We start from the raw sequence: 19,023 nt of genomic DNA on the forward strand, positions 1-19,023 counted from the left end.
GCAGGTTATGAAAAGATATATTGTTTATATTTTACTGATTTTTTCCGGGTTTTGCGTGTCCTGTGATGAATATCTGGAAACGAAGACTTACGGGGAGATATTACCGGAGACGACGGAGGATTACGCGTCTTTGATACACACGCATTTGTATAACATAGAGGCCAGTACATCCGATAAGATTCTGGGAAATTTTAATGATGTACTTCGCTGGGAATGTTTTTCCGATAATCTGAATGCCAGCCTTTCTAAATCGGTTAGTAATTCGTATACTCCGATTTACGTGGGGTCTTATATCGGTTCTGCCATATACCGGTTTAATAATTTATTCCAAGTTGTGAGGGATGCGAATGTCGTGCTGGATAATGTAAAAGAAAAGGATTCGGAGTTGGATAAAAAGATCACGGCAGTAGCCTACACCTTGCGTGCGGTGTTGTATTATAATATGATGCGGGAATTGTGCGAGCCTTACGAAAAACAAAGGGCAACCGAAATCATGGGTGTCCCGATCGTGGATCATTTCGATATGGAGGCAAAACCGGGGCGAGGGAATATACAGGAAACCGTGGATTTTATCATTGAAGATTTGAAAAGGGCCATCTCTTTGAATCAGATCGACGAGGAATATATATTCACGGTTGACGTGGCCAAGGCTTATTTGGCAAGAACTTATTTCTGGGCGCAAGATTGGAAAAATGCAGTGGCGACGGCCAAAGAACTTTTAGATAAATACCCGTTGATTGAAGGAGAGGAGTATGAGGCTATGATCCAGTCAACACCGCCTTTCACGACGAAACCGGGAAACGTGATTTTATGTTCATACAACAGGGGAACTTTGTCTACGGCTTTCAAAACCCGTTATTCCACGGATTCACGTCGTCGGCCCGTGAGTCTTAAATTTGCGGAACTGTTTAAGGAGAAAGAAAAGGATATTCGTTACAAATTATTCTTTGATAAGACATTTTTGAATACCAAGAGATTGAATATGCAAATTCGTTCCGCTGAAATGTGTTTGATCATGGCGGAAAGTTACGCTCATTTACAGGATGAGGATAATGCTTTGTTGTATTTGAATAGTTTGCGGGCGAAACGGATCACGGATTACGTGCCTTTGACGATGTCTTCTTTGCCGGCAGTTGACAATTCTGCTTTAGTGACGGTTGATGCGGAAGGTAAGGCTTTGACTCCTCTGATGGCCTCGATATTGAATGAACGGCGCAAGGAGTTGTACATGGAGGGTGATCGTTGGTTTGAACTGAAACGGAACGGACGTCCGGAGTTTTGGGTAGGATATAACGGGATAAAATCCACGACATGGAAATACCTGTACACGTTCCCTCTATGGAAACAGGATTTACGTGTTAATCCGAATTTGGTGCAGAATGAAGGTTATGAATAATTTAAAAATTATAAGGTATGAAATATATATTATGCATTTTCTTGTTTTCTCTTTTATTATCGGCTTGTGATAATAGCGATGAGTTGACACCCCGTATAGAGGATGTGATTGATACAAGTATCGTTATTCCTACTTCACGATTAACTTACGAGGAACAAGACGCTCTTGAGGTAGAAAGAGCAATTTTCAACCAAGCCGTGGCAGATCGGGCGGATGAAGAATAATTGTGAATTTATAAAACAGAAAGTCATGCGAAAAATATTGTTTATATTGATAGTTATTAGTTGCTGGGTTGGAATGGCTGGTTGCTCGGACGATGATAATAAAGGCCCGGATGTTTCTTTTAGAAGACCCTATTATATTCTCCCAGCCAGTGAATCTTTGAATGTAGAGATTCGTTTGTCTGAACCCGCACCGGCAGATATTACCGTTCCTTTTACTGTGGCGGGAACCGGAGAGGAAGGAATTGATTATTCGCTTTCTGCTCATGAATTTGTCGTGCAGGCCGGGTTAGATTCGGCCATCATAACGATAACACCGGTGACGAACATGACCGAGGGAAGGGAAATTCATTTGACATTGCAAGAGGTTACCGGATATGTACCCGGTATTTACAGGCAAACGATGATTCCGATTGAAACTAAAAGTCCATTCACGTCGTCTTTTCTCTCCACGGAGTATAATTTATACACGGAAATGGAGGTCGCTGCTTTGTTGCATATCGGAGGACGCGAGTACACGAGTCCTTCTTACGATATTTCCATCCCTTTCGAAATTGATCCGGCCTCCACGGCTGTATTGGGAACCCATTATGAAATAGAAGGAGGGGAAAAACAGTTTATTTACCAGAAGGATGACTATATGGCTCGGGTGAAACTGAAGTTCTTAAAGAAAGAGGAAGGAAAAAATAAAGTTGTTCTTCGCCTCGTGGAAACAGATAATTTTATGATTTCACTTTCTAATAACCGGGCATATATCACGATAAATGGGCCTGTTAATTTTGATGATCTTGTCGGATCATGGAAATTCAAGGAGTTTTCGAGCAAGGACTACGTGACAAGTACAGCTAGTATGGCCGGGGATACGGAGGGTGTGAAAAATCTGCCCGAATGTGTAGCGACCGATATTTTAGTATTCGAGAATACTGGGGGGAAGAACGTTATCCGGACGAATAAACTCACGGGTGATTTGGTTAACTATTTTTGTGATGGGGCAGAGGTGACAGTTCGAGATATTGTGAATGAACAAATCTATCTACCGTCGGAAATGAATGAATGGGGATTACATCGTTCTGTTTTAAGAACGGATTTCAGCAAGGTAAACCTGAATTTTTCCCCGGACTACCAGAATTATGCCCCGGCAGAGGTAGATTTTCGAATTTTGGAAGATGGTGATATTTTGGAAGTGAGAATTGTTCAATATATTCCCCTGGACTTTTTGCAAGAAACTTATGATTATGTCAGTGATCCGTTCTATACCGGAGATCGAAATTTTGACAAGAATATACCCATGAAAGGGAATTACACGCTTTCATACAAGTTTTCACGGATAGAGGATTAAAAGGTAATATGGATATACCGTTTTATCTGATTGAACAGGAGAAAGATAACTTTCTCCTGTTCTTTCCTTAAATGAAAAACTGTTTGGTAATTCACATTCTCAGTACAAGAAGAAAGTACGATACTACTTCTCTTTTTTCTTTTGAATACCGTATTTTAACGTGTCACTGGTGACTTGATACTCGATGATGGAATCTTTTTCGACAATCTTGAATCGAGCTTCACCTTTTAGTTTCACGGTTCTAAGGCTGGACGTATCTTTAGAGTGGATGATCGCGTAGGAACCGGTTGTTGACGTTTCTGATTCTAAATAGACTGTGGTGCCGTCTGCCAGTTTATAAGAGGTTACTTTTTTGTCCGGACTCCCGGAAGTGTAAGTAATTGAAACAACGCCCTCTTTCCCTTTTTCTCCATACTGGGTGATAGCATATTTATCTTTTAGAATCGTGATCGTTTCAATTTTGTTTGGATCAATCATTTTCACGGAATCGACAGAAACTTCTTTGCCATTGACAATAAATAGAACGGGAATCTCTGGTATTGTACTAATACATGAATCTTGGAGTGTTATTTGACCTATTTTGAGAGGAACTGAAGTAGCTTTCGTTTTTTCCATTTTCAAAAAGAAGTGTTGTGTTTTGCTTTGAATAGAATCCTCTGGCAGGGTGGATTTAAAGGTTGATTCTGTGATTACTGTTTTTTGAGCCGTATCAACGGCCATAAGGGAATTATTTACTTCTTTTGCATCGAGAATTGAAGTAATATCATTAACTTTGATAGTTGAAATCTCGTTTAGTTCGTTCGAGATTTCGGGACGGGCGAAAGCGGTTAATGTGATTGCCGCAACGGGAAGTACGTAGAGGTACTTCATCCGGGCCCAAGGACTGGATTTTTCTTTTAACATCATAGTTATTCGTTTTTTAAGTTTACTGTGATTAAAGCTGTTGGCCATAGAGTAGAGCCTTGTGCCGACAGCTTTTTTTATTAATAATAATTGATACTGTTTCGCGTTGACGCCTTGACGGATAACCGTTTCATCGGCCTCGTATTCATGAATGTTCTGTAATTCCTGTTTCAAGAGCCAGGAGGCAGGGTTGAACCATTGGAAAATGATACAAATATCGCTGATTAACAGGTCGATGGAATGTCGATTATGTACGTGAGCCATTTCATGGATGAGAATTTCCTTGCTATTTTCCTGCAAATCTTTCTCGGAAATGACCACGTATTTCATCCAACTGAAGGGAGCGATATTCTTGTCATGGATGATGAGGGTAATACCTTTTTCTAACTTTTCCTGTCTTCCGCCATGCAATAGCCGGAGCATATGAAACAGTGAATAAAGATTACGTCCGAGGAAGAAAAGAATTCCCAGTAAATAGATACACAGTAGGACGGGAAGCCACAACGGCATGGATGAAGGGAGGGCTTGTACTTCTGTTTGTGGAACGTGGTCTGCCAGGGTGAGAATCTGTTCAATAGTTACTAATGTTTGTTGTACTTCCGATTCTTCGGGAACGGTTATTTCACAGAACGGGATAAGCAGGGACAACAGTAGAATACCCAGTAATGCTACCCGGTTGAAACGATGGAAAGTCTCTTTGCTGAGTAATAATCTGTAAAACAAGTAGAATCCCGTTAAACAGATGGATGTTTTTAGTATATAGACAAAGAAAGTACCCATAAATTGTTTATTTATCGTGTGCTTTTTCTACTTCGGAAATGAGTTGTTTCAATTCTTCCAATGAAATGTCCTCTTCCTGCACGAGTGAAGATACGGCACTGAGGTACGAGTTGTTGAAGTATTTGCTGATCACGTTCTTCAAGGTGCCTTTGCGGAACTCTTCCTCACTAATGATTGCGTAATATTGATAGGTGTTCCCGTAAACTTCGTGAGCGAGATAACCTTTTTCTTCCAGCCCGCGCACGATGGTGGATAACGTGTTGAAATGCGGTTTCGGGTCTTCGTAAAATGCAAGCATCTGTTTCACGAATAGAGGGCCTTTCTCCCAGAAAAAGCCCATGATTTCTTCTTCTTTGCTAGTTAATCCTTTCATGGTTTATTTCTTTTGCAACAAAGAACTAAAATATTTAGTTTTAAAACTAATTTTTATAGTTAATAAACTTTAAACTCTAGTTTTGATTTGTTATTCTTTTATTTTTAGATATTTAATCTTGTATTTTACCCGGATCGGTAGAATGTATATTTAATTTTAATGGAGGGTAGGAAGTCCTGTAAAAATGTCTATATTTGTGTAGTAGTGTGCTTGTGGGGAAGTTAGTGAATATCGTCTAATTAAAATTGAATGTAATGGAAGAATGGTGGAGTTCTCTGGGGTTATTTATGCAATCGGTGTGGTGCATCACGCTATTTGCCAGTTTGGTATTTGTTATCCAGACAATCATGACTTTTATCGGGATGGATACGGATGGGGGGATGGATGTTGACGTGAGTGCGGATACAGCGACTGACGGGGATAGCGGTCCTTTCCAGTTATTTACTTTCCGTAATTTCATCAATTTCCTACTGGGGTTCGGTTGGTCGATCATCTCTTTTGAAAAAGCGATAGAAAACCAGTTCGTGTTGATTCTCGTGTCGGCCGTGATCGGTGTGTTGCTAGTGATGGCCGTGATGGCTATTTTCAGATTCATGAGCCGCATGGAACAAAGCGGGACGATCAACATGGCAAATGCCGTGGGGTGCAAAGGGAACGTGTACCTGAAGATTCCGGGAGAAAAACGGGGAGAGGGGAAAGTACAAATCTCGATACAGGGAGCCATCCGGGAATTTGATGCCCTGACAGCAGGCGAGGAATTGGAGACGGGAGCCCCGATTCGGGTCGTGGAAGTGATAAACGACAACACCTTACTGGTGGAGCGTTTTTAAATGACTATTTATTATTAATCTTAGGAATATATGGAAAGTATGGAAGGTAGTTTGTATTTGATTGTCGCCATCGTGGCGGTGTTATTTGTTACGTTTGCGGCTATATTGTCCCGTTATAAACGTTGTCCGTCAGACAAGATTCTTGTCGTGTACGGGCGGACCGGTAAGAATGCGACCGGGGGAGTGAGTTCCGCACGTTGTATTCATGGAGGGGCGGCTTTTATCTGGCCGGTGTTCCAGAGTTTTTCATTTCTGGACTTGACTCCGATCTCTATCGAGTGTAATTTGACGAACGCTTTAAGTAAACAGAATATACGGGTAGATGTGCCTTGTCGTTTTACGGTGGGTATTTCTACCGAACCGGATAGCATGACGAATGCGGCAGAGCGTTTGTTGGGGCAACGGCAGGAAAATATTCAGGATTTGGCCAAGGATATTCTTTTCGGGCAGTTACGTTTGGTGATTGCCACGATGGATATTGAGGAAATCAATTCCGACCGGGATAAATTCTTGGCTAACGTGAGTGCTAACGTGGAGGCCGAGTTACGGAAGATCGGTTTGAAACTGATCAACGTGAACGTGACCGACTTGCGGGATGAGTCCGGGTATATCGAGGCTTTGGGAAAAGAAGCAGCAGCGAAAGCGATCAATGATGCCAAGAAGAGCGTGGCCGAGCAGAATCGATTTGGAGAGATCGGTAAAGCCGAGGCAGATCGGGATAAAGATATTCGTATTGCGGAAACCGTGCGGGACACTCGTATCCGGACGGCCGAGGCTAATGCAACCGCGGTGGAGGGAGAAAACAATGCCAAGATTTTAATTGCCGATTCGGATGCCATCCGTCGGGAGAGAGAGGCCGAGGCTGCCCGTAAAGCTATCGCGGCAGAGAAAGTGCAGGCTGCAAAGGCTTTGGAAGAGGCGTACATGGCAGAGAAAGAGGCCGAGATTGCTCGTGCCGAAAGAGAAAAAGCCACACAAGCGGCTAATATCGTGGTTCCCGCACAGATTGACAAAGAGAAAGCGATTATAGATGCTGAGGCCGAGGCGGAACGTTTGCGCCGGTTGGCGAAAGGAGAGGCTGATGCCATTTTTGCCAAGATGGATGCCGAGGCACGAGGTTTATACGAGGTGCTGACAAAACAGGCGGAAGGATATGCCCAAATCGTGAAAGCCGCCGCCGGAGATCCCGACAAGGCGGTGATGATGTTGATTACCGATAAGTTGCCGGAGCTGGTGAGAACACAAGTGGAGGCTGTTAAGAATATCAAGATCGATAAGGTTACCGTTTGGGATGGCAATAATGCCGGGAACGGGAATACCTCCACGGCGAACTTCATCTCGGGGATGATGAAATCAGTTCCCCCGTTGAATGATTTGTTTAACATGGCCGGGCTGAATCTACCGACTTTCCTGAAAGGTGCCGCCACGGAAGAGAAAACCACGGATGCCGGACAACAGGATGAGATCGTTGAAGAAGTTGAGAAGTAGGGGAGATTCTAACTTTTAGTTTCGTTTTTTCGTTTACTAATAATTACCTTTGTGGTATACTCCAATCGGGTATATGACAAAGGTAATTAATCAATTCATAAAATAGAGGAAAGTTTATGCGCTGGATAATTGACGGTGTTGATGATTTGAATCGGGTAGCAAAAGAGTTTTTGGAAAGGACCGGAAATAACACAATATATGCCTTGTACGGGCCGATGGGAGTGGGAAAGACCACTTTCGTGAAAGCGGTAGCCGGGTGTTTGGGGATAGAGGATGATGTGAATTCCCCGACGTTCGCTATCGTAAATGAGTATCTGACGGCCACGGGCGACTCGGTTTTTCATTTCGATTTCTATCGGGTGAAGAATATTGAGGAGGCCATGGACTTCGGTTACGAGGAATATTTTTATAGCGGGAATCGTTGTTTTATCGAGTGGCCGGAGATGGTGGAGCCTCTGTTACCGGAAAACACGTTGATATGCAAGTTTTCCGAACTGGCAGATGGCCGGAGAGAATTGGTGATTGAAGAAAAACTTTAAAGTGTAGGTTATGGATAACTCGGGTAAATTATTGGGAGCCCAAATTAATCGGGAGTGGTTTCTATATCAGGAAAAAGAGGTATTCGGGGAATACCGGCAGAAGCGATTGACAATCGGTTTACCGAACGAGACCGAGCGACGGGAAAACCGGGTGTGTTTAACCCCGGAGGCCGTGGCCATGATGGTTGATATGGGGCATACGATAATGATACAACGAGGAGCTGGAGAGGCAGCACATTACCATGACCGGGAGTACGCCGATGCGGGAGCCCAGATGTTGGATACCTGCGAGGAAGTGTACACGGCGGATATTATACTGAAACCGACTCCGGTGATGCAGGCAGACGTGGAGATGATGCATGATCGGCAGGTTATACTGTCACCGATCGAGCTTTTCGAGTTACGAAAAGAGGCTGTCGTGGAGATGATGCAGAAGAAAGTGACGGCTGTCGGGTTCGATATTCTGAAAGACGAGAACGGGGTTTATCCCGTGGTGCAGATGATGAGTGAGATTTCTGGAAGTTCGGCAATCATGATTGCCAGCGAGTACTTGAGCAATTCTCGGGAAGGGAAAGGTATCTTGCTGGGAGGGGTGACGGGAATCACTCCAGCCGAGGTGGTTATCTTGGGAGCCGGAACTTTGGGGGAATATGCGGCTCGCACGGCGTTGGCTTTGGGGGCTGAGGTGAAAGTGTTCGATCATTCGCTGGAGCGTCTACGCCGGATAAATCATTGTCTGGGACAACGGGTATATACTTCTGTTTTTCATAAGCCGGTTTTGGAACGGGCGTTGTTGTCTGCCGACGTGCTGATCGGGGCTTTGCGTTTCTTCGATGATGATTTCGGGATTACCGTGTCCGAAGAACAGGTAAGGTTGATGAAACAGGGGGCGGTGATCGTGGATATGTCCATTGAACATGGTGGATGTATTGAAACATCAGGGCCAACGACTCATGAGAACCCGACGTATGTATATAACGGGGTAATCCACTATTGTGTCCCGAATGTCCCGTCGAGAGTGGCTCGTACGGCATCTATCGCTTATAGTAATTTATTCACTCCTTTATTTGATAAGATTTCCCGGGCGGGAGGCTTTAATACTGCCATAAAAAATGATGCGGGATTACGGCATGGCGTGTATGTTTATAATGGCGTGTTGACGAAACGGGTGATTGCCGATCGCTATGGATTGGTTTCCAGGGATATTGATTTATTGATGGCTGCTTTCTAATTACCCTATAAAGACTATAATTCCTAATAATACTCCATACACCAGTGCATAGGGAAAAGCTCGTTTCAAGATTTCCCCTTCTTGGCCTTGTAATTGACATGCGGAGGCGGCAATGGCAATACTCTGGGGTGAGATAATTTTCCCGGCAGTAGTGCCTGTGGTGTTGGCGGCGGCAAGCCAAGAAGGAGCGATGTCCATGTTTGCGGCGATTCCTGCTTGCAACTTCCCGAAAAGAATGTTTGCCGAAGTACCACTACCCGTGATAAATGTTCCTATTTCCCCGACCAGAGGGGACCAGAAAGCGTAATACTTCCCGGAGATGGAAGTGAGTGTGTTGGCCAGTAATTGCACCATGCCGGATATTTCCATGAGTGCGGATATACTGACCAAGGCGATAACCATAATAATGGTACTGCGGATTTGTACGAGAGTTTGGCCTAGTAACGTGAATTGTCTGCTTGTCGTTATACCCTGTATTTGTCCCCCGATAAAAGCTCCGGCAAAAAGCAATAAACTCGTTGCCTTGAAATTGAAGGGAATAGCTAGTAATATAAAGAAAATGATAAGGCCGTAGACACTCCACGCTTGGTATATTTGCCGGGGCGAGTGTTTCGTGGGAATTGTGTCACTTTTTTTGTTCCATTTACTCCATGCGATAATAATAATGATGGAACAAATACTGCCTAGAATGGCTGGCATCTCCGGACCGAGATATACGGCCGTGGCGTATTGTGCTAGGAAGGATACGCCCCCGACAATCGTACCGAGCAAGATGTTCTTGAGTAAAGCTTGGCGGCGTCTGTCGGCCAATATAGCCAAAGTTATCGGGATCAAGAATATAAAAGGATATAATTGTTGAATGGTAGCCTTACACAATTCAGGTAACGGGCAGCCGGTCTCTTCCATGAGAACGGTTTCCGCGATACCGACGGCCCCGAAGGTTGTGGGTTCACTGTTGGCGATGAGGCTCACGAGTACGGCGAACAACGGGCGAAATCCCAGCGTTACGAGTATGGCTGCCGGGATGGCGACCGAGGTCCCGTAGCCGGCCATTCCTTCCAGTAGCCCCCCGAACCCCCACGTGATCAGTAATACCTGTACACTCCTGTCCGTGGAAATCGTTGCCAGTTGGTCTTTTAACACTTCAATCTTGCCGGAATCCAGTAGAATATTATAGCTAAACACGGCCATCCAGATAACGGAAAGAATGGTGATACAAGCACGTGTGGTACTGTTTATTAAAGTGAAACCGATCTCTTGCGCGGGTATACCAAAGGCGAAAGTGGCCAACATAACGGTAATAACAAGGGTAAGCAGACTACTCTTATCTCCGGGCCACTTGCATATCCCCATGGATATGACCAGTATAACCATTGGCAGTAAGGCAAACAAGATTTCGAACATGACGTATCGTTAGACTTCTTATTGCTTGAGAATGGAGTCTATAACCGGGGTTAAGTCACTGTTTTTAGGTATTTTAATTCCCCGGATTCCGGCAGCCTCCGCCGCCTCGATGTCCCGTGAACCGTCCCCGATTAACCACGAGGCAGATTTGTCGATGTCAAACTCCCGGATAGCCTGTTCGATCATGTAAGGCGATGGTTTGCGGCACTTACAGGGGGCAATGCTGCTGTGATGAGGGCAGTAGTATATTTTATCCACGTGCGCCCCGTGTTTTTCCAGTTCTTTGCACATATGAACGTGAAGGTTGTCCACGTCTTCGATCGTGTACTCCCCTTTAGCGACCCCGCCTTGATTGGTAACCACGATAATCAAATAACCCGCCTCGTTCAGTCGACGAATTCCGTCGATAACACCGGGATTGAAAACGAAGTCTTCAACCTTATATATGTAATAATGACCTTCATCAGAATTAATGGTCCCGTCCCGATCCAGAAATATAGCCTTGTTCATTTTAGATTTTATCTTTCCAACTTGTAACTTGTCAACTTGTAACCAAAAATTCACCTGTGGCGAATTTCAATGCATTATCTTAAATATTAACTCCTTCAAAAGCTCGCCGTCAGAAATGTTAGCGTTACCGACACCTTTTGATTTGAGGTCGTACTCCCGTAACCAAGAGATAATATTGGCACATTTCATGGCGTTATATCGTTTCGCTCCTTCCGTGTAATCTTTCAGAAAATAGGGATTGATACCCAGTAACCGGGCCATTTCTTGCTGGTTTGGGGTACTTTTCTTCTGGTAGTGGTACGTCAGCAGGTTCAGAAAGTACCGGAACAACATACTGATCGTGAGAACCAGAGGGTTGTTCTTGGGATTAGCCTCGAAATAATTCACGATACGGTTTGCTTTCAGGTGATCCATCTGTATGATGGCCGCCGTGAGTTCGAACGTGTTGAATTCCTTGCTAATCCCCGTGTGTTCTTCCACCAGATTCTCCTTGATTTCACCGCCACCGGGAAGTAGGAGCATGAGCTTGTCCAGTTCGTTGGCCACCTTGCTCAAATCGTTCCCCAGACTTTCTGCGAGAATACCCGCGGCTTTCAGAGAAATCATGTATTTCTTGTCTTTGCAGTACGAGATAATCCAGTCCGGGATCTTGTTGTCGTAAAGTTTGGCCGACTCGAAATAGATGCAATGCGAAGAACTGCTTAATTTTTTGAAAACTCCTTTACGTTTATCCGGTTTCTTGTTTTTATAGAGAAACACGAGGATCGTTGTCGGTTGAAGATGATCAATATAAGGCAGTAAATTCTCGAAATCCCGGATATTCTGGGCCTCCTTGACTATGACAACCTGACGTTGTGACATCATGGGAAAGCGGCGGGCCGTGTCGGTCACGGTGGTCATGGAGACATCGTTCCCGTACAATATCGTTTGGTTAAACGCCTTCTCGTCCTCCGTGAGGGCGTTTTTCTCGATGCGTGTCGCTATATCGTCCAAAAAATAGGACTCTTCTCCCGATAGAAAGTAAATCGGGGCATATTTCCCTGCTTTTAAATCTGCAACTATCTCTTCGTATTTCATAAGGCAAAAGTAATAAACTTTAAATTCTGATCATATCAAAGAGTGGTAATTTTAGTGCCAAGAACAGGATTTATCGCCGGGTGATGTGAGAAGGGCCTCCTTTTTCGATCGAGCGCACGATCTGCTCGATTTCCCGGTCCCGCCCGTTCGGTTCGTAATCGGCTTTTAGGTTATTCCCGAACAACAAGGCCAGCGATTGCCAAAAATAGGCATTTACCGTACCCTTGTACTCCTTGATGTGATTGAACGACGTGTTGTTTGTCTCCCGGTAGATCAGGCGAACGAGAATCTTCCCTTGCGTGACGGTCAGTTTCATCAACGGTTGCTTGAACGTGTGCATGAGTTCCTTGTACTCTTTCTTGATAATCTGCTTCCGTTTTGCCTCGGAATCCGTTTGCGCTAGTTTATTTTCAATCTCGTTGATCTTGGCGGCAGCTATTTTCGCGTACGGGAACACCTTTCTCACGTTATAAACCATCCTTTGATTCCGTTGTTGCTGGCGAGCGTATTTCCGGGGATTCTTCAATCGGGCGACGACATCTACTTCATGGAGAAGAACATGGGGTACGGTATCACTGCCCATAATCACGGACGGGACAACACTCTGCGCTGTTGCAAAGCTGTTAATAAATAAAGATAGGAGTGATATGATAAATATTTTGCACATTTTTATATCTTTGCATTAACGCTTTATCAATACAAAGTTAGTAGATATATTTGACTTGTAAAAATATTAATTAGTGGAAAAGGAATTTCAGGATCTGTTTCAGATACGTCACAATGATGACCGTGTTGAGGTGGGAAAGGTGTTGATTGCAGAACCTTTTCTGGAAGGTAAATATTTTAACCGTTCCGTGGTCTACATGGTGGAACATGATCCGAGCGGGAGCGTGGGTTTTGTATTGAATAAGCCGTTACCTTACACGACTTCCGAGTTGGTAAAAGAACTCGAAGGCGTACATTTCCCCGTGTACATTGGTGGTCCCGTGGAGCGTAATCAGTTGTATTACATCCATCGGCGAAATGACATTCCGGACTCGGAAGAGATTGCGAAGGGGATATACTGGGGTGGTGATTTTAAGGCTTTGACGGAGATGTTGAAAGCCGGAAAGGTATTGGAAGGAGAGATTCGTTTCTTTGCAGGGTATAGTGGCTGGACGGATAGCCAGTTGGAGAATGAATTGAAGGAGAATTCTTGGATGGTGGGGACGATTCCTACCGACACGCTGTTTACCATCCCGAACGAGGGATTATGGGAACAAGCCATGAGTTCTCTGGGGGGAAGATACAAGCTGTGGGCGAATTTCCCGGAAGACCCGATTCTTAATTAATTGAAAATTGAGAATTGACAATTGAAAATGAAGACGATTTGATGAGTTTGGAGATTAGAGGGGACTATCCCTACCGGATCCCCCTTGCACAGGGGGAGAGACGAACGCAAGAAGGCGCTACAATGTGACATTGTGGTGTGTTCTCCCCCTGTGTAAGGGGGAGTTAGAGGGGGTAGTTAAAGCGTTGGCCTTGTGTGGTTGGAATCTAAAATCTAAAATCATTAAATCTAAAATATAAAGGCAGGCCGTTCTATCGCTGTCCCGCGAGGGAGAGAGGAAAGTCCGGGCAACGCAGGGCATCGTGCTTCTTAACGGGAAGGTCTCCGAGAGGGGGCAGTAGTGTAACAGAAAATAACCGTTCCGTTCGCGGAATAAGGGTGAAAAGGTGAGGTAAGAGCTCACCGGTATCCCGGGTGATCGGGGTAGCCGTACACCTCACGAGTTGCAAGACCATGTACACTGGCGCTTAGGTTTGCCCGACCGATGCCAGGGGGTAGGTCGCTAGAGCTGCGGAGTGATCCGCGGAGTAGATAAATGATAGAAACCGCAAGGTACAGAACCCGGCTTACAGGCCTGCCTTTTTTTTATTGAAAACCGATTAATTCGCAATTTATGAACTACGATTTATGATTCAGAAAAACATTGGTATAAGGTGGAAATCACTTGATCTAAAATCATAAATCAGGAAATTAATAAAATCTATAACAATAATTAGGACGTGAAATCAATCAGAGAAATATTTAGAATTGGGTACGGGCCTTCTTCCAGTCACACGATGGGACCGGGACGGGCGGCGTATTATTTCAAGGAAAAGAATCCGGATGCCGAGCGCTATCGGGTGACCTTGTACGGGAGTCTGGCATTGACGGGAGTGGGGCACGGAACGGATGTTGCCATCCAGAAGATGATCGATCGGCCGGACGACACGGAAATTATATGGGAGTCTACGAAATCTCTGCCCCATCATCCGAATGGGATGTTGTTCGAGGCTTTAAGAAACGGGGAAGTCGTGGATCGTTGGGAGGTATACAGTATCGGTGGTGGTGCTTTATGGGATGAACTGGGAACCTTCAAGGAGGAAGATGTCTATCCCGACACGAAAATGACGGATATACTGGACTGGTGCAAGGCCGAGGGGCGCTCTTTCGTGGAGTACGTGGAACTGCACGAGGGACCGGAAATCTTCGACTATCTCGAAGAGGTTTGGAAAGTGATGGTTACAAGTATTCATAACGGCTTGGAAAACGAGGGTGTGTTACCCGGTAACCTGCGGTTGGCACGCAAGGCTTGTTCCTACCACGTGCGAGCCCAGCAATCGGCAGGTACCCTACGCCACATGGGAATGGTATTTGCTGCCGCTTTGGCAGTTGCCGAAGAGAATGCGGCAGGAGGTAAGATCGTGACAGCTCCCACGTGCGGGTCGGCCGGGGTCGTTCCTTCCGTGTTGTTCTTTTTGAAACACGATCAGGAGATTAGTGATAAACGAATTATAAAAGGTCTGGCCACGGCCGGGTTGATTGGTAACATCGTGAAAACCAACGGTTCCATTTCCGGTGCCGAGGTAGGATGCCAGGGAGAGCTGGGAACGGCTTGCGCTATGGCAGCCGGTGCGGCGGCCCAGATTCTGGGAGGTTCCCCGATGCAGATCGAGTACGCCGCGGAAATGGGATTCGAGCATAACTTAGGTTTGACGTGCGATCCCGTGGGTGGTTACGTGCAAATTCCCTGCATCGAACGGAATGCCTTTATTTCGCAGAAAGCGCGGGAGTGCGCGATCTATTCTTTGTTCTCGGATGGCCGGCACAAGGTGTCTTTTGACGACGTGGTGGAGACCATGATGCAGACGGGGTGCGACATGCAGGCCAAGTATCGCGAGACAAGTCTCGGTGGTCTGGCCCGTATATACAGGGCTCCGTTGAAAAAATCGTAGCGTTGAATTCGGGGCTGACGAGCCGGAATGGTACATTAATTGTAACAACTAAGAATAGAAAATCGTAGATCTAAAGTTATACAAGGCTTATGGACAGGATTAAGTTAAAAGTTTTCGGGTTATCCTATCAGAGTATGTCACAAACCGGAGCGTACGCGCTGATTCTGGCGGAAGAGAACGATGCCTTCCGTATCCCCATCATTATCGGGATTGCGGAGGCTCAATCCATTGCCATACAGATGGAACACCTGCACTCGCAGCGTCCCTTGACGCACGATTTGATGAAGAGTCTGGCGGATAGTCTGGGAGTGGTTCTGGAAGAGGTTTATATATATCGTTGGGAATCCGGCATCTTTTACTCAGAACTGCGTTTCAGGAATGGCGAGGAACTGCTGAAGATTGATTCGCGTACTTCTGATGCCGTCGCCCTTGCCTTGCGCTATAATTGTCCGATTTACATTGCGGCCAGCGTGATTGCCAAGACAGCCATCCCGATCTCCGATCTTGCTGCGGGAGAATTTAGTGGGCAAAAGCCTGTTGAACCGGAGAAATCCGAAACAACCGAGTATAATTTCACGATAGAAGAATTAACCCGTTTACTGGATGAGGCCGTGAAGAACGAGGATTACGAGAGTGCCTCTCGCTTCAGGGACATGCTGAAAGCCAGGAAGGAGGAATAACATATAAAACATGAAAACAATGGATCGCATAAAACTTGACTACTCGAAGGTGTTATCGTTTGTAGGGGAAGAAGAGATCACCGTGCAACGAGAAAAAGCAACAAAAGCTCTAAAGGACTTGGAAGATGGAACTTGTAAAGGGAGTGACTTTTTGGGTTGGCTCGATCTGCCCGTCCACATCACGGATGATGAATTGAATCGTATTTCCGCTTGTGCCAATAAGTTAAGGGAGCAAACCGATGTTGTTGTCATCGTGGGCATCGGGGGGTCTTACCTAGGAGCCAAAGCGGTGATCGAAGCCATGTCCGGTAGTTTTGATGCTTATTCCGGTACGAAAGTTGTTTTCGCAGGAAATAACGTGAGCGAGGACTATCTATACGAGTTACAGGCGTTCCTCAAAGATAAGAAATTCGGTATATGCGTGATTTCCAAATCGGGAACCACGACCGAACCTGCCGTGGCTTTCCGTTTACTGAAGGATCAATTGATCGAGCAAGAGGGAGTTGCCGTGGCAAGGGAGAGAATCGTGGCCATTACCGACGAGAAAAAGGGTGCCTTGCGAACGATGTCGGACCGGGAAGGGTACGAGACTTTTGTTATCCCGGACAATGTTGGGGGACGCTATTCCGTGCTGACCCCCGTGGGATTGCTCCCCGTGGCTATTGCAGGGTTTGACGTCCGGGCTTTAGTCAAAGGGGCCGTGGATATGCGGGCGTACAGCAAAGGTAACGGGGCAGAGCTTTCCGCCACATACGCTGCTGTTCGGAACGCCCTCTACGAGAAGGGGTACGTGATCGAGATCACGGTGAACTTCAACCCGAAACTGCATTACGTTGCCGAATGGTGGAAGCAGCTTTACGGGGAAAGTGAGGGAAAGGAGAATAAGGGTATATTCCCCGCCAGCGTTGACTTCACGACAGATTTGCACTCCATGGGACAGTATATACAGGAAGGACGTCGCAATCTGTTTGAGACGGTTCTTTCCATCGATAAAACGAAATACAGCTTGCAAGTGCCTTGCGATGCCCATGACCTTGATAAACTGAATTATCTGGCTGGTAAATGCGTTGATGAGGTAAACAAGATGGCCGAACTGGGAACCCAACTGGCCCACGTGGATGGTGGGGTACCGAATATCCGGGTTATTATTCCGGAACTGACGGAGTATTACTTGGGTCAGTTATTCTATTTCTACGAACTGGCTTGCGGCATCTCCGGTGGTATCCTCGGGGTGAACACTTTCGACCAGCCGGGCGTGGAGGCCTACAAGAACAATATGTTCATGTTGCTGGGTAAGCCGGGGTACGAGAAGAAATAAAAAGTTTATAAAGTTCATAAGGTTTGTAAGGACTACCCCCACCGGCTCCCCCTTGCACAGGGGGAGAGACAAACGCGAGAAGGTGCTACAATGTTACAATGGAACGTGTTCTCCCCCTGTGTAAGGGGGAGTTAGAGGGGGTAGTTTTAATGTCAGCGCGTGCTGACATTGACAAAGCGCCCCGCCAGGGGTCCATTACCTTACAAACCTTATAAACTTTATAAACTTATTTAAACAGGGATTCCTCCCCTCGTTCCTTCTTCCGGATGGCAAAAGTAAGGTACGTGTTATTCAATATATCAATAGTCAGTAATTTCCCGGAAAGTATGCCGGGTTTCTCTAGTATGATTTTAATTGCCTCGTTCGCTTGAAGGGAACCGACAATTCCCGGTAATGCCCCGATGACACCCAGCGGTTGCGAGAAATTCTCGATCTCGTCATTGTACTCGAAAAGATCCCGGTAAGTGGGGCCGTTCTGGTAATTAAACACGGACACTTGCCCGCTGAACTCGCAAATGCTGCCGTAAACGAACGGTTTTCCCAGCTTCACGCAAGCGTCATTAATCAGGTAACGGGCGTGGAGATTATCTGTCGCGTCCATGACAATATCGTATTCGGGAATGATTTCCAGTGCGTTATCCAGTGATAACCGGGTAAAATATGGTGTAATCCGGGTGAATGGATTTAATTGTTTTAATTTCGTGGCGGCGACGGTGACTTTCGGAATTCCCACGTGAGTCGTGTCGTATAATATTTGGCGTTGCAGGTTGGATTCCGAAACAACATCGTCGTCCATGATGCCGATATGGCCGATTCCTGCTGCTGTGAGGTAATATAATATAGGTGAGCCTAATCCCCCGGCTCCTACGACCAGTATGCTCGTTTCTTTAATTTTTTCTTGTCCTTGAATTCTAATGTCGTGTAGGATAATGTGTCGATTATAACGTTCTTGTTCTTGATTGGTCAGTGGCATCGGTAATGAAAATTCTAATTTATTCTACTCTTGTTACTTGCTTTCGTTAATGTGTTGTTTGACAAATCGGTTGACGGTGCAGATGGATACTTTGTATTTCTTGGCTATTTTCTTGTAAGGTACGCTGTTATCCATGAGTTCGATAATCTTCTCCTTGTTTTGTATCAACACGTTCAACTGCGGACAACTGCCATACGGGCGCCCCAGTTTTTTTCCCTCGGCCTTTCTTACCGCGAGAGCCTCTCTTGTCCGGATGGATATAAGATTACGTTCGATTTCCGCGACTAGCCCGAATGCGAATCCCAGGATTTTACTGTTCAGGTTATTCTCGAAAGTGTACCCTTCTTTCGTGCTATGAAGAACAATTTTACGTTGAATACAGGTATTGATGATATTCATGATGTCAATCAATGTCCTGCTCAATCGCGAAACTTCCGTGACGATAAGGCAATCACCTTCCTGCAAAGATTCCAGAAGATCGCCTAGTTTTCGGTCATTACTATGTACTTTTCCACTGACAACGTCATGATACCACTTGTCAATATCAAGTCCCCGGTGGGCTGCAAATTTCTTGATCTCCTCCTGCTGGTTTTCCAAATGTTGTTTGTTTGTGCTGACTCGCAAATATGCAACTACCATAATTAAAATGATTTTAGAGTATTAAAAAGACAAACGTAACAAAAGGAGAAGAATATTTATT

General features: G+C 45.4%; 19 protein-coding genes and 1 other RNA gene. 12 read left to right on the forward strand and 8 right to left on the reverse strand.

What is annotated here, in order from left to right:
* The first annotated feature begins 7 nt into the window (after positions 1-7).
* From F1644_RS21630 to F1644_RS21640, 3 genes are read left to right on the forward strand one after another with little or no spacing between them, the layout of a single operon-like run.
* Positions 8-1,396 carry a RagB/SusD family nutrient uptake outer membrane protein gene (locus tag F1644_RS21630; protein ID WP_087419949.1) on the forward strand — a complete coding sequence of 463 codons (1,389 nt, stop codon included), beginning with the start codon at positions 8-10 and terminating at the stop codon, positions 1,394-1,396.
* 17 nt (positions 1,397-1,413) lie between these two features.
* The gene (locus F1644_RS21635; protein WP_087419950.1) at positions 1,414-1,620 is read left to right on the forward strand and encodes a hypothetical protein; all 207 of its coding nucleotides are present in this window, start codon (positions 1,414-1,416) and stop codon (positions 1,618-1,620) included.
* 25 nt (positions 1,621-1,645) lie between these two features.
* Positions 1,646-2,956 carry a DUF4843 domain-containing protein gene (locus F1644_RS21640; protein ID WP_118594251.1) on the forward strand — a complete coding sequence of 437 codons (1,311 nt, stop codon included), beginning with the start codon at positions 1,646-1,648 and terminating at the stop codon, positions 2,954-2,956.
* Between the two features lie 123 nt (positions 2,957-3,079).
* Here the strand turns inward: F1644_RS21640 and F1644_RS21645 are convergent, their stop codons facing one another.
* Positions 3,080-4,639: a M56 family metallopeptidase gene (locus tag F1644_RS21645; protein ID WP_118304990.1), complete on the reverse strand. Its 1,560-nt coding sequence runs from the start codon at positions 4,637-4,639 to the stop codon at positions 3,080-3,082.
* Between the two features lie 7 nt (positions 4,640-4,646).
* Positions 4,647-5,012 carry a BlaI/MecI/CopY family transcriptional regulator gene (locus tag F1644_RS21650; RefSeq protein ID WP_027202699.1) on the reverse strand — a complete coding sequence of 122 codons (366 nt, stop codon included), beginning with the start codon at positions 5,010-5,012 and terminating at the stop codon, positions 4,647-4,649.
* A gap of 254 nt (positions 5,013-5,266) precedes the next feature.
* Here F1644_RS21650 and F1644_RS21655 point away from each other — a divergent pair, with 254 nt between their 5' ends.
* The 4 genes from F1644_RS21655 to F1644_RS21670 all read left to right on the forward strand — a co-directional run bounded on the left by F1644_RS21655 (position 5,267) and on the right by F1644_RS21670 (position 9,100).
* Positions 5,267-5,842 carry an NfeD family protein gene (locus F1644_RS21655; RefSeq protein WP_118304989.1) on the forward strand — a complete coding sequence of 192 codons (576 nt, stop codon included), beginning with the start codon at positions 5,267-5,269 and terminating at the stop codon, positions 5,840-5,842.
* A gap of 39 nt (positions 5,843-5,881) precedes the next feature.
* A complete protein-coding gene (locus F1644_RS21660) occupies positions 5,882-7,330 on the forward strand; it encodes a flotillin family protein (RefSeq protein WP_087420613.1) in 1,449 nt (482 codons plus the stop codon).
* A 116-nt stretch (positions 7,331-7,446) separates the two neighbouring features.
* The gene (tsaE, locus tag F1644_RS21665; RefSeq protein ID WP_087419954.1) at positions 7,447-7,869 is read left to right on the forward strand and encodes a tRNA (adenosine(37)-N6)-threonylcarbamoyltransferase complex ATPase subunit type 1 TsaE; all 423 of its coding nucleotides are present in this window, start codon (positions 7,447-7,449) and stop codon (positions 7,867-7,869) included.
* A 10-nt stretch (positions 7,870-7,879) separates the two neighbouring features.
* The gene (locus F1644_RS21670; RefSeq protein WP_087419955.1) at positions 7,880-9,100 is read left to right on the forward strand and encodes an alanine dehydrogenase; all 1,221 of its coding nucleotides are present in this window, start codon (positions 7,880-7,882) and stop codon (positions 9,098-9,100) included.
* Here the strand turns inward: F1644_RS21670 and F1644_RS21675 are convergent, their stop codons facing one another.
* From F1644_RS21675 to F1644_RS21690, 4 genes are all read right to left on the reverse strand, one after another.
* Positions 9,101-10,504 carry an L-lactate permease gene (locus F1644_RS21675; RefSeq protein ID WP_118304988.1) on the reverse strand — a complete coding sequence of 468 codons (1,404 nt, stop codon included), beginning with the start codon at positions 10,502-10,504 and terminating at the stop codon, positions 9,101-9,103.
* An 18-nt stretch (positions 10,505-10,522) separates the two neighbouring features.
* Positions 10,523-11,014, reverse strand: coding sequence for a D-glycero-alpha-D-manno-heptose-1,7-bisphosphate 7-phosphatase (locus F1644_RS21680; RefSeq protein WP_118305092.1), 492 nt, complete (start codon positions 11,012-11,014; stop codon positions 10,523-10,525).
* 66 nt (positions 11,015-11,080) lie between these two features.
* Positions 11,081-12,091: a DNA polymerase III subunit delta gene (holA, locus tag F1644_RS21685; protein WP_087419957.1), complete on the reverse strand. Its 1,011-nt coding sequence runs from the start codon at positions 12,089-12,091 to the stop codon at positions 11,081-11,083.
* Positions 12,092-12,161: 70 nt separating this feature from the next.
* On the reverse strand, positions 12,162-12,758 hold the full coding sequence (locus F1644_RS21690) for a DUF4294 domain-containing protein (RefSeq protein ID WP_118304987.1): 597 nt from the start codon (positions 12,756-12,758) through the stop codon (positions 12,162-12,164).
* A gap of 73 nt (positions 12,759-12,831) precedes the next feature.
* Between F1644_RS21690 and F1644_RS21695 the strand changes: the two genes are divergently transcribed.
* From F1644_RS21695 to F1644_RS21715, 5 genes are all read left to right on the forward strand, one after another.
* A complete protein-coding gene (locus F1644_RS21695; RefSeq protein ID WP_087419959.1) occupies positions 12,832-13,422 on the forward strand; it encodes a YqgE/AlgH family protein in 591 nt (196 codons plus the stop codon).
* Between the two features lie 237 nt (positions 13,423-13,659).
* Positions 13,660-14,006, forward strand: an RNA gene (rnpB, locus tag F1644_RS21700) — RNase P RNA component class A.
* 134 nt (positions 14,007-14,140) lie between these two features.
* Complete coding sequence (locus F1644_RS21705) at positions 14,141-15,352, forward strand: L-serine ammonia-lyase (RefSeq protein WP_118304986.1); 1,212 nt, start codon at positions 14,141-14,143, stop codon at positions 15,350-15,352.
* A gap of 89 nt (positions 15,353-15,441) precedes the next feature.
* Complete coding sequence (locus F1644_RS21710) at positions 15,442-16,032, forward strand: bifunctional nuclease family protein (RefSeq protein ID WP_118304985.1); 591 nt, start codon at positions 15,442-15,444, stop codon at positions 16,030-16,032.
* 19 nt (positions 16,033-16,051) lie between these two features.
* Positions 16,052-17,350 carry a glucose-6-phosphate isomerase gene (locus F1644_RS21715; RefSeq protein ID WP_118304984.1) on the forward strand — a complete coding sequence of 433 codons (1,299 nt, stop codon included), beginning with the start codon at positions 16,052-16,054 and terminating at the stop codon, positions 17,348-17,350.
* 226 nt (positions 17,351-17,576) lie between these two features.
* Here the strand turns inward: F1644_RS21715 and F1644_RS21720 are convergent, their stop codons facing one another.
* On the reverse strand, positions 17,577-18,323 hold the full coding sequence (locus tag F1644_RS21720; protein WP_118304983.1) for a HesA/MoeB/ThiF family protein: 747 nt from the start codon (positions 18,321-18,323) through the stop codon (positions 17,577-17,579).
* A 33-nt stretch (positions 18,324-18,356) separates the two neighbouring features.
* Positions 18,357-18,962: a recombinase family protein gene (locus F1644_RS21725; protein WP_027202688.1), complete on the reverse strand. Its 606-nt coding sequence runs from the start codon at positions 18,960-18,962 to the stop codon at positions 18,357-18,359.
* Positions 18,963-19,023 lie beyond the last annotated feature (61 nt).

The organism is Butyricimonas paravirosa (assembly GCF_032878955.1).
GTDB lineage: Bacteria > Bacteroidota > Bacteroidia > Bacteroidales > Marinifilaceae > Butyricimonas > Butyricimonas paravirosa.